We start from the raw sequence: 10,490 nt of genomic DNA, 5'->3' as shown, positions 1-10,490 counted from the left end.
CCACCGCTTCCGGTGGGGCCGCGCGGCGGGACGGGGGTCCGTCCCGCCGGGTCGGGCAGTGGTGCCCGACCCGGCGGGAACGCTGCCGAGGGCAGACGTCATCGGGACAGTTCCTTCTCGTACTCGGCCTGGACCGCCTTGACGTAGCCCTCCGGGTTCTGCTGGCCGGCGATCAGCTTCTGCATCTCCGGGGTGATGGCGGCGGCGAAGATGCCACCGGTGGCGTTGGCGGTGAAGTCCACCGCGCCGTTGTCGGCGCCGAGCTGCTGGGACGCCTTCAGCGTCTCGGCCAGTACGGTGCCCTCGGTCACCGGCGGCAGCGCCAGCTCGGCCGGGCCACCCGGGTGCGAGCCGCCGACGTTGACCGAGATCTCGCGGGCCTTGTCGTTGGTGTGCACCCAGTTGAGGAAGAAGGCGGCGGCGTCGGCGTTCTTGGCCCGGGCACCGACACCGAAGGTGTTCGGCGCGGACATCGCCACGTTCTTGGCCTCGGCGGTCTCACCGGGGAAGAGGAAGAATCCGACGTCACCGGCCATGTTCTTGTCCAGGTTCGCCGACTCCCAGTCGCCGTTGAACATGAACAGGCCGTTGCCCTTCTGGAACTCGCCCATCATCGCGGTGTAGTCGATGGCGTTGGCGTCCTTCGGGAAGTAGCCGGCCTTGGCCCACTTCTCGATGGTCTGGGCGGCCTTCAGCGACGCGGGGGTGTCGAAGGTGGCGCCCGGCTTCTGGAAGATCCAGTCCGCGATCGGGGCCGGGTCGCCGAACTGGTTCTGCAACGCCTGGTACGGGAAGTTGATGCCGGCGGTGTTCTTGTTGAACTGCATGATCGGCTGGAGGTCGGCGGACTTGGCCTTGGCCAGCAGGTCCTCGAACTCGGCGATGGTGGTCGGCGGCTGGGTCATGCCCACCTGCTCGGCCTGCTTCTTGTTGTAGAAGACGCCGGTCACGCTGTAGCCGAGGCCCATGCCGTACAGCGAGCCGCTGCCGCGCTCCGCGCCGCCCTCGGTCAGCCGGAGCTGGACGAGCTGGGAGGCGGGGAACTTGTCCCAGCCGTGCGCGTCGAAGTACGGGTCGAGGTTCTTCAGCAGGCCGTCCTTGACCAGGTCGACCATGGTGGGCAGCCGGATGATGTCCGGCGCGTTGTCCGAGGCGAGCACCCGGGGCGCGTTCTCCACGATGACCGTGAACTGGTCCTCGCGGATGTTGAACGTGACGTTCGGGTGCTGCTTGGTGAACTCGTCGGCGAGCGCCTTGGCCAGCGGGAAGCCGGTCTCCGCGTACATCTCCAGGGTGATCGGGTCGGTTCCGAGCTCGGTGCTGACCGGGGCGCCGGAGTCCTCCGGCGCGTTCGGTTCCGAACCCGGCGCACTACAGGCGGTTGCCGTCAGACCGACGGCGAGTAGTGGCACCATCAGTGCCAGCCGGCGACGGGTGAATCTGGTGGACAACTCCCGCACGTCAATGGCTCCCTTGACTCATCCGCACGTCCTCGCGGGTCGGCGACCAACGAGTACGCTCGCCACCACGGTCGGTGACGCCACGCCTGCGCGTCGCGCACCGCACCTCGGCTCGCGGTATCCGGTATGACCTCGGAGGTCGCTGTCGACAGCGCCCTCCGCAGTGGCGAAACAACGTCGCTAAACTGATTTAGCAGAGCATGCGCGCGGCACCCGGGCCTGTCAAGGACGAGTTGGCAACGGTCCGGAAACAAGCGGTTCACCAGGGGTCTTCGCCGATACCCGACCCGCCACCGGTGAGCCGGAACGCGACTCGACCCAGCATGATGGGCAACGGCGGCGTCGTACGGACGACCGCGAACGGAGGACTCATGGGCCGCAACAGGGCAACACTGGCCGATGTCGCCCGACGGGCAGGGCTGTCCAAGACCGCAGCCTCGATGGTGCTCAACGGGCGCGAGGGCACCCGGCTCTCCGCGGAGGCGCACCAGCGCGTCTTCGCGGCGGCGGAGGAACTCGGCTACCGCCCCAACGTGGCCGCCCGCAGTCTGCGTACCCGCAAGACCGCGACCATCGCCTTCGTCTCGGACATCGTCGCCACCACGCGCTTCGCCGGTGGCCTGATCCGGGGCGCGCTGGACGCCGCCCGCGAGCGCGACCACGTCCTGCTGATCACCGAGACCCAGGGCGACGCCGCGTTCGAGCAGTACGCCATCGAGGCGATCCTCGACCGTCAGGTGGACGGCGTGATCTATGCGGCGATGGCCACCCGCCGACTGACCGTGCCGAAGGCGATCCTGAACGGCCCGGTGGTGCTGCTCAACGCCACCAGCTCGGAGGAGCTGCCCAGCGTCCTGCCCGACGACGAGCTGGCCGGCGCCACGATCGCCGAGACGCTGCTCGCCCGGGGGCACCGGGACCGGATCGCCCTGATCGGCCGCAACCGGCCCAAGGAACGCGACCCGGAGATCTCGCTCGCCGCCGAGGCGCGACTGCGCGGCATCCGGGGCACTCTCGCCGCCGCCGGTGTCGCGCTGTTCGCCGAGGGCTTCTGCACCGAGTGGCTGCCGGAGCACGGCTACACCGCGACGCAGGCCCTGCTCGGCCGCCCGGACCGACCGAGCGCGATCATCTGCATGAACGACCGGCTGGCCTTCGGCGCGTACCAGGCGCTCGGGGAGGCCGGCCTGACGATCCCGGACGACATCTCGGTGATCTCCTTCGACGACGACCCGATCGCCTCCTGGCTGCGCCCGGGGCTGTCCACGGCCGCCATCCCGCACGAGCAGATGGGCCGCCGGGCGGTGGAGCTGCTGCTCGACAAGGACGACTCCGGCCCGGCCCTGGTCCCGATGCCGCTGCGCCGCCGCCGGTCGGTCGCGGCTCCGGCCGCGCGGACACCGCTGCCGCGCACCGAGAGCGACGCCACCCCGAGGTCGCGGGCTAAACCGATTTAGTGATACCTTCCCCGCCATGCTTCGTCTGCCCGACCACTGGGTGTGGGACAGCTGGTACGCCCAGGACGACGACGGCCGGTGGCACGCGTTCTTCCTGCGCGCCTCCCGGGCCCTCCTCGACCCGGACCGTCGCCACCGCCGCGCCACGATCGGCCACGCCGTCTCCACCGACCTGCGCGAGTGGCGGCTGCTCCCGGACGCGCTGGTGCCCGCCGACTCGCCGGGCTGGGACGACCTGGCCACCTGGACCGGCAGCACCGTACGCGGACCGGACGGGCGGTGGTATCTCTTCTACACCGGCGTCGGCCGCGCCGAGGACGGTCTGGTCCAGCGCATCGGTCTGGCCGTCTCCGACGACATGGTCACCTGGCACCGGCACGGCGACGCCCCGCTGATCGAGGCCGACCCCACCTGGTACGAGCTGCTCGACCTGGACGCGTGGTACGAGCAGGCCTGGCGCGACCCGTGGGTCTTCGCCGACCCGGACGGCGACGGCTGGCACATGCTGATCACCGCGCGTGGCAACCAGGGACCGGCCGCCGAACGCGGCGTCGTCGGTCACGCGACCTCGCCCGACCTGCTGAACTGGACCGTGCAACCGCCGCTGTCCGCGCCGGCCGGATTCGGTCACCTCGAAGTGCCGCAGGTCGCCGTGGTGGACGGACAGCCGTTGCTGCTGTTCTGCACCAACCCCTCGACCGCGCCCGGTGAGTCCCGGGAACGGCTCTGGCTGGCCACCGCGCCCACCGTACGCGGACCGTGGGACATCGCCGCCGCCCGACCGATCGCGCAGCCGCACCTGTACGCGCCCCGGCTGGTGTCGACCGAGGACGGTTGGGCACTGCTCGGTTTCGTCGAGCACGGCGACGGGACGTTCGTCGGCGAGATCAGCGACCCGGTGCCGGTGCGCTACGAACCCGACGCCGGCCTGGTGGCACGCGAACCGCTGCCGGCCACCGGCGGTGCCTGAGGTGACGGTCGCCGACGACGCGGAGCCGCCGGCCACCGGACCCGCGTCGTCCGCCGCACCGGCGGTGACCGTGATCGGTGAGGCCGTCGTCGACCTGGTGCAGCAGCCGGACGGCCGGTACGTCGCCCACCCCGGCGGCAGTCCGCTCAACGTGGCCGTGGGGCTGGCCCGGCTGGGCGTACCGACCGTGTTGCTCGCCCGTTTCTCCACCAACCGCTTCGGCCGGCGGCTGCGCGCGCACGCCGAGACCAACGGCGTCGACCTGCGGCACGCCGTCGACGCCGACGAGCCGGCCACCCTGGGGATCGCCACGCTGACCGGGACCGGTGTGGCCACGTACGACTTCTATGTCGACGGCACCGCTGACTGGCAGTGGCGCACCGACGAACTGGCCCCGGCGCTCACCGGGCGGGGCATCGTGCACACCGGCTCGCTGGCCGCCTTCCTGCACCCGGGCGCCGACCGGTTGACCGACGCCCTGCGGGCCGCACGCGAGCGGGGCGCGCTCGTCAGCGTCGACCCGAACATCCGGCCCGGCCTGATCGGCAGCCCGGACACGGCCCGGGCCCGCGTCGACGAGCTGGCCCGGATCGCGCACGTGCTCAAGGCCAGCGAGGAGGACGTCGCCTGGCTCTATCCGGGCCAGTCGACCGAGGACGTCCTGCGGCACTGGCGCGACCTCGGCGTGACGCTCGCCGTGGTCACCCTCGGCGCCGGAGGCGCGGCCGCCGCCTCCGCGACGAGCGGATTCCGGCAGCCGGCGCCGGTTGTCGCGGTGGCCGACACGATCGGCGCCGGTGACGCCTTCACCGCCGGACTGCTCGCCGCCCTGTCCGCCGCCGCGCCCGCGTGGTCCGACGACGACGTCCGGGCCGCGCTGCGGTACGGCGTCGAGGTGGCCGCCGTGACCTGCACCCGAGCCGGTGCCGACCCGCCGTACCGGCACGAACTGGCGAGCCGGTTCCCGGCGGAGTCCTGAGCACGGCTGCCCGCAGGCGGTGTCTCAGCGCGGCAGGTCGGCGTGCATCCGCCGCCACTGCCCCGGGGTGAGGCCGTAGGCCGCGCGGAAACGCCGGGCGAAGTGGGTCGGATCGCTGAACCCCCACCGGCGCGCCACCACCGCGATGGTCAGGTTGCGGCTCTGCGGCCGCAGCAACTCCTCACCGGCGCCCTTCAACCGCTCCCCGATGATCCACTGTTCCAGGCTGAAGTCGGCCTGGGCGCAGACCTTGTACAGGTGGCGCAGTGAGACGTTGTGGGCCATGGCGATGGTCGCCGGTCGCAGGTCGGGATCGGCCAGGTGCTGCCGGACGTACGCCCGGACGAGGGTCAGCAGCGTTCCGGCCCCGTCGATGTGGGCGTGCCGCGCGGTGGCGTACGCCGCCGAGGTGAGCAGGGCCCGGGCCAGCTCCACACTGGCCGCGCCCAGCACCGGTGCCGCCGGGTCGGTGCCGAGCCGGTCCGCTCGCCCCACCACGTCGACGACGTGCCGGGTGACCAGCGGATAGAGCGGACTGGCCGGCAGGTTGCCCAGGGCCCGCCGGATCACGTCCACCGGCAACGCGAGCCGGTCGATGGGGATCTGGAGGCACCCGGCGGCGCCGTCGCCGGACCAGGAGAAGTCGTACGGGGCGGAGAGGTCCATTCCCATCAGCCCGCCCGGGGGGACCAATGCGCGGTGTCCTCCCTGTTCCTGCCGCCCGTCGGCACGCTCCTGCACGGAGAGCGCCACCACCGGCGTCACGTCCTGCCGGGTCTGCCGGGCGGTGCGCAGCAGCCGGATGCCGGACGCCTCGGTGGTGAAGACCGAGACGTCCCCGAGATCCCAGACGGCCATCCGGGCGTACACGTCTCCGCTCGGGTCCTCGTGGATCACGTGGCACGGCGCGGAGGCGTACGCCATCGTGGCGTGCACCGCCTCGACCCGGTCGACGACCGGTAGCTGCGCGGTGTCCAGGACGACGGCCATGAACTCACCTCGTCGGCTCGACCGGGCCGGCTGCCGCGGCGTCGCGGTGGGCGGGCGTCGATGCCCGCGCGTGGCCCGGCGCCGGCACACCGGGCGGTCCCAGGATCCCATGCCGGCGTTACGAAGGAGAGAATCCCGGACGCTCGCGGGCGGTGCGGGCGCGGGGTGCGGCGTCGGCGGTCAGGCGGCGACCGACCCGACCCAGCCGTCGGCACCGGGCACCAGGCCGGTGTAGCGCCCCCGGTGATAGAGCAGCGGCGAACCGGCCGCCGGGCTGTGCACGAGTTCCGGTTCGGCCAGCACGATGGCGTGGCTGCCGACCGTCACCCGGTCGATCACCCGGCACAGCAGCCAGGCGAGGGTGTCGTCGAGGAGGGGTACGCCCTCGGGACCGACCCGCCACCGCGTCGGCTCGGCGAACCGGTCGATGCCGCTGGTGGCGAAGGTGCGGGCGAGGTCCTGCTGGTGGTGGGCGAGCAGGTGGACACCGACGTGCCGGGCGGCGGCGACCGTGGGCCAACTGGACGAGCCGAGGTTGAGGCAGAACGACACGACCGGCGGTGACAACGACACCGACGTGAAGGACGTGGCGGTGAACCCGACCGCCGGTGTCCCCGGCGCGGTGACCACGGTGACCGTGCTGGCCTGGTGCCGCAGCAGGGTCCGGATCTCGTCGGCCTCGGCGTCGAGGGGTGGCTGGTCGTCGGTGGGCGGTGTCACGGGTTCCTCCCGGGGATGGTGCGCTGCGGCTGGGGCACGTCGTCCTCCTGCCGCTCGTACGGGATCTTCTCGCCGGCCTCGACCGCGATCGGCAGGCGGTTCTCCGACGGCGGCAGGGGGCAGGTCGCGAAGTCGGTGTACGCGCAGGGCAGGTTCGTGGCGCGGTTGAAGTCCACGGTGACCCGGCCCTGCTCGTCGGGCGGGTCGACGGTCAGGGCCCGGTTGGCGGCGTACGTGGTCACGCCGGAGGTCTCGTCGGTGAACAGCACCGACAGGCTTCCCGGCGACCAGCCGTTGAAGGCGGTCAGGCGCAACGGCACACCATCCACGGCGAACTCGATCGTGCCGGGAGAGTCGTACACGTGCTGGAGTCCTTCGACGGCGGCGCCGACGGTGGTCGGTCGGGGGCTGTCGAAGGGGACGAACCGTCCGGGCCGGACCCAGCGGGTCGACGGCGGGTACGCCGGGGTGCCCCGGAAGGCGGTCCGCAGCGGATGGTCGGGGCGGCGTGGACGCAGGATGTCGTACCCGCCCCGTCGGGCGATCTCCAGCACGCCGCCGTCGAGCCCGACGGTGACGCCGCCGCGCTCGGGGATCGGGCCGAACGCGTGCCGGCCGGTCACCGGCCGTCCGTCGACGACGAGCGCCTCACCGTCGGCGAGGTCGACCACCACGCCGTCCGCGCCGGTGTGCCACCGTCCGGGCAGGTCGGCGACGCGCTCGGGGCGGTCGGTGAGCCAGTACAGCCCGGTCACGGCGAGGAAGCCGTGCGGGTCGGCCAGGTTCTCCTCGTGGCGGCGGTGCCACTCCTGCCATTCGAGGGTGAAGGCGTCGACCTGCGCCTCGGCGGCCTCGGGCGCGTCCGAGGCCGCCGCCGAAAGCGGGTGGGGCCGGGTCATGTCGGGTTCCCTCCGTCGAGAATGGATTCAGCCGGCGTCGGCCCGACCGCCTCGGGCGACCGGGTGCGCGGAAGGCGCCGGGTCGCCGGGCGACGTTGCCCGATCGGCGCCAGGACGGTAGCGCGGGGTGTCCACACCGTCACCCTGCCAGGGACCGCGTTCACAGGCCACTCCCCCTACGTCGATCCGCTGTCGGGAGCCACCCCGAGACCGGACGGAGGCCCCGGTGGACGGCGCCCACCCCGTGCTCCGGATCGCCCCTCCCGGCCGCACGAGATATACCCTACTCATCCGGTTGGTTATATGGGTATTGTGAGCCGACCCACCGGACGAGGCAAGGAGGTGGCATGCCGACGAGTGCCGCGCGACTCGCGCCGGAGCTGCACACGGAACCCGCGCCGGTCTCGATACGCCAGGTCGGACGCGCCTTCGTCGGTCGTCGTGGCACCCACCACGTGCTCGACGACGTCACCCTGCGGATCGAGGCCGGTGAGGTGGTCGCGCTGCTCGGCGCCTCCGGATGCGGCAAGTCGACGTTGCTGCGCCTCGTCGGCGGGCTGGACCGACCGAGCGCCGGTGAGATCACCGTGGACGGTCGACCGGTACGCGGCGTGGCGGCGCGTACCGCGATGGTCTTCCAGGACCCCCGCCTGCTGCCGTGGCGGACCCTGGCCGGCAACGTGGCCTTCGGTCTCGCGCCCGGCCACGACCGGACGACCGCCCGCGCCGACGTCCGGGCCTGGTTGGAGGTGGTCGGGCTGGGCGCCTTCGCCGAGCACCGCCCCCGGCAGGTCTCCGGCGGGATGGCCCAGCGCACCGCGCTCGCCCGTGCGCTCGCCCGGCGACCCGGAGTCCTGCTGCTGGACGAGCCGTTCGCCGCCCTGGACGCGCTGACCCGGCTACGCATGCAGGACCTGGTCGACCAGGTGCAGCGCGCCGCCGGCAGCACGGTGCTGCTGGTCACCCACGACGTCGACGAGGCGCTGCGGCTGGCCGACCGGATCGTCGTCCTCGGCCCCACCGGTCCGGCCGGACGGGGCTCCACCATCCAGCACGTCACCGCCGTACCGGGGGCGCGGCCCCGGGACCTCGGCTCGCCGGCCTCGGCCACCCTGCGCACCGAACTACTCGACCGTCTCGGCGTCTCCCCCGAAGGAAGCAGGAGTTCATGAGAAAGACAGTCGCCGTCGTGCTGGCCGCCGCCCTGCTGCTCACCGGCTGTGTCGCCGGGGAGGACAGCGGCGGCTCGGCAGCCGGCGGCACCACCGGATTGCGTCTGGACTACGCGTACTGGAACCCGGCGAGCCTGGTGCTGCGCGAGCAGCGCTGGCTGGAGGAGGAGTTGGCCGACGAGGGGGTGTCGGTGAGCTGGTTGCAGTCCGCCGGCAGCAACAAGGCCAACGAGAACCTGCGCGCCGGCGCGCTCGACATCGGCTCGACCGCCGGTGTCGCCGCCCTGGTGGCCCGGGCCAACGGTTCCCCGATCAAGACCGTCGGCGTGTTCAGCCAGCCGGAGTGGGCCGCCGTCGTGGTCGCCAAGGGCTCCCCGCTCACCTCGGTCGCACAGCTCAAGGGACGCAAGATCGCCGCGACGAAGGGCACCGACCCGTACTTCTTCCTGTTGCAGGCGCTCGACGAGGCCGGGCTGGCGCCGGGCGACGTCACCGTGGTCAACCTCCAGCACGCCGACGGCAAGACCGCACTGGAGCGCGGGGACGTGGACGCCTGGGCCGGCCTCGACCCGCACATGGCCCAGACCCAGGTGGACGCCGGCTCGACCCTGCTCTACCGCAACGTCGCCTTCAACACCTACGGCGTGCTCAACGCCCGCGAGGAGTTCGTCTCCAGTCACCCCGAGCTGGTGCAGCGGGTGGTGAACGCCTACGAGCGGGCCCGCCGGTGGATCGTCGCGAACCCGGACCAGGCGGTGGAGCTGCTGGCCCGAGAGTCGAAGGTCTCCCCCGCCGTGGCCCGGGTGGTGCTCGCCGAACGCACCCGGTTCGACGTCGACCCGGTGCCGGGCCCGGCGCAACGGCAGGTCTTCGAACGGGTGCTGCCCATCCTGGTCGCCGACGGCAACGTCCGCACCGACACCGAGGCCCGCACCGCGCTGGACAGCATCTTCGAGCCCCGCTTCGCCCAGGCGCGGGCCGAGCCGTGAGCGCGGGCAGTCCGGTGGCGGTGCAGCCGCCACCGGCCCGCCCGGCCGCGCCGCCGGTCCCGGCCACCGCCGGAACCGGTCGGGCCTGGACCGCCCGGGTGGGGTACGCCGTCGCCGGCCTGCTGCTTCCCCTGGCACTGCTCGTCGGCTGGCACCTGCTGGCCACCTCCGGCGGTTACTCGCGCGCGCAACTGCCGCCCCCGTACGACGTGCTGCTGGCGCTGCGGGAACTCCTCGCCCGGGGTGAGCTGTGGCAACACCTGGCGATCAGCGTGCAGCGGGTCCTGCTCGGGTTCACCGCCGGATCCGTCGCCGGACTGGTGCTGGGCGCCCTGGTGGGGCTCTCCCGAGCGGTCCGCTCGCTGGTCGGCCCGACCATCCAGGCGGTCCGCGCCATCCCGTCGCTGGCCTGGGTGCCGCTGCTGCTGCTCTGGTTCGGCATCGGCGAGACTCCGAAGATCACCCTGGTCGCGATCGGGGCGTTCTTCCCGGTCTTCACCACCGTGGCCGCCGCGCTCCGGCACGTCGACCCGCACCTGGTCGAGTTGGGCCGGGCGTACGGGCGGTCCGGCGTACGGCTGCTCGGCACGGTGCTGCTGCCCGCCGCCACGCCGCCGGTGCTGGCCGGGCTGCGCCTGGCCATGGCGCAGTCCTGGCTCTTCCTGGTCGCGGCCGAGTTGATCGCCTCGTCGATGGGGTTGGGTTTCCTGCTCATCGACAGCCAGAACACCGGCCGCACCGACGTGATCCTGCTCGCGATCGTGCTGCTGGCGGTGTTGGGTAAGCTCGCCGACACCCTGCTCGGGCTGCTGGAACGACGCGTCCTCGCGGCCTGGACGTGACCGGGTGACCCG

Annotated in this window: 10 protein-coding genes; 6 read left to right on the top strand and 4 right to left on the bottom strand. The window is 72.6% G+C overall.

All coding sequences use genetic code 11. The features are described from left to right. Positions 1 to 98 precede the first annotated feature (98 nt). Positions 99 to 1,460, bottom strand: a complete 1,362-nt coding sequence (locus ACWDVW_RS11750) for an ABC transporter substrate-binding protein (protein WP_449947103.1) — start codon at positions 1,458 to 1,460, stop codon at positions 99 to 101. A 371-nt stretch (positions 1,461 to 1,831) separates the two neighbouring features. Here ACWDVW_RS11750 and ACWDVW_RS11745 point away from each other — a divergent pair, with 371 nt between their 5' ends. Genes ACWDVW_RS11745 through ACWDVW_RS11735 form a run of 3 tightly spaced genes read left to right on the top strand, consistent with a single transcriptional unit; the run spans position 1,832 to position 4,866 of the window. After that, positions 1,832 to 2,917 (top strand): LacI family DNA-binding transcriptional regulator, encoded by a 1,086-nt coding sequence (locus ACWDVW_RS11745; protein WP_449947101.1) that lies wholly within the window; start codon positions 1,832 to 1,834, stop codon positions 2,915 to 2,917. A gap of 16 nt (positions 2,918 to 2,933) precedes the next feature. Further along, positions 2,934 to 3,887: a glycosyl hydrolase family 32 gene (locus tag ACWDVW_RS11740; protein WP_449947098.1), complete on the top strand. Its 954-nt coding sequence runs from the start codon at positions 2,934 to 2,936 to the stop codon at positions 3,885 to 3,887. A gap of 1 nt (position 3,888) precedes the next feature. After that, positions 3,889 to 4,866, top strand: coding sequence for a carbohydrate kinase family protein (locus tag ACWDVW_RS11735; protein WP_449947095.1), 978 nt, complete (start codon positions 3,889 to 3,891; stop codon positions 4,864 to 4,866). Between the two features lie 24 nt (positions 4,867 to 4,890). On the opposite strand, the gene ACWDVW_RS11730 is transcribed toward ACWDVW_RS11735, so the two are convergent. From ACWDVW_RS11730 to ACWDVW_RS11720, 3 genes are all read right to left on the bottom strand, one after another. Beyond that, positions 4,891 to 5,856, bottom strand: a complete 966-nt coding sequence (locus tag ACWDVW_RS11730) for a helix-turn-helix domain-containing protein (protein ID WP_449947092.1) — start codon at positions 5,854 to 5,856, stop codon at positions 4,891 to 4,893. A gap of 180 nt (positions 5,857 to 6,036) precedes the next feature. Next, positions 6,037 to 6,576, bottom strand: a complete 540-nt coding sequence (locus ACWDVW_RS11725; protein WP_449947090.1) for a flavin reductase family protein — start codon at positions 6,574 to 6,576, stop codon at positions 6,037 to 6,039. Further along, positions 6,573 to 7,475 carry a DUF1684 domain-containing protein gene (locus tag ACWDVW_RS11720; protein WP_449947087.1) on the bottom strand — a complete coding sequence of 301 codons (903 nt, stop codon included), beginning with the start codon at positions 7,473 to 7,475 and terminating at the stop codon, positions 6,573 to 6,575. Before ACWDVW_RS11720 ends, ACWDVW_RS11725 begins: the two co-directional genes overlap by 4 nt. A gap of 347 nt (positions 7,476 to 7,822) precedes the next feature. Between ACWDVW_RS11720 and ACWDVW_RS11715 the strand changes: the two genes are divergently transcribed. The 3 genes from ACWDVW_RS11715 to ACWDVW_RS11705 are packed head-to-tail and all read left to right on the top strand — an operon-like array spanning position 7,823 to position 10,478. Further along, the gene (locus tag ACWDVW_RS11715; RefSeq protein ID WP_449947084.1) at positions 7,823 to 8,647 is read left to right on the top strand and encodes an ABC transporter ATP-binding protein; all 825 of its coding nucleotides are present in this window, start codon (positions 7,823 to 7,825) and stop codon (positions 8,645 to 8,647) included. Continuing rightward, complete coding sequence (locus tag ACWDVW_RS11710; RefSeq protein WP_449947082.1) at positions 8,644 to 9,636, top strand: aliphatic sulfonate ABC transporter substrate-binding protein; 993 nt, start codon at positions 8,644 to 8,646, stop codon at positions 9,634 to 9,636. Before ACWDVW_RS11715 ends, ACWDVW_RS11710 begins: the two co-directional genes overlap by 4 nt. Continuing rightward, positions 9,633 to 10,478, top strand: coding sequence for an ABC transporter permease (locus ACWDVW_RS11705; RefSeq protein WP_449947080.1), 846 nt, complete (start codon positions 9,633 to 9,635; stop codon positions 10,476 to 10,478). Before ACWDVW_RS11710 ends, ACWDVW_RS11705 begins: the two co-directional genes overlap by 4 nt. The last annotated feature ends 12 nt before the right edge of the window (positions 10,479 to 10,490 follow it).

This window comes from Micromonospora sp. NPDC003241, assembly GCF_053589795.1.
The sequence above is the reverse complement of the archived record's forward strand: the minus strand, read 5'-3'. Positions and strand labels throughout refer to the sequence as shown.

Coding starts and splice junctions, on each gene's coding strand:
- ACWDVW_RS11720 (WP_449947087.1), bottom strand. CDS start 7,475: ATGACCCGGCCCCACCCGCTTTCGGCGGCGGCCTCGGACGCGCCCGAG.
- ACWDVW_RS11710 (WP_449947082.1), top strand. CDS start 8,644: ATGAGAAAGACAGTCGCCGTCGTGCTGGCCGCCGCCCTGCTGCTCACC.
- ACWDVW_RS11745 (WP_449947101.1), top strand. CDS start 1,832: ATGGGCCGCAACAGGGCAACACTGGCCGATGTCGCCCGACGGGCAGGG.
- ACWDVW_RS11740 (WP_449947098.1), top strand. CDS start 2,934: ATGCTTCGTCTGCCCGACCACTGGGTGTGGGACAGCTGGTACGCCCAG.
- ACWDVW_RS11730 (WP_449947092.1), bottom strand. CDS start 5,856: ATGGCCGTCGTCCTGGACACCGCGCAGCTACCGGTCGTCGACCGGGTC.
- ACWDVW_RS11715 (WP_449947084.1), top strand. CDS start 7,823: ATGCCGACGAGTGCCGCGCGACTCGCGCCGGAGCTGCACACGGAACCC.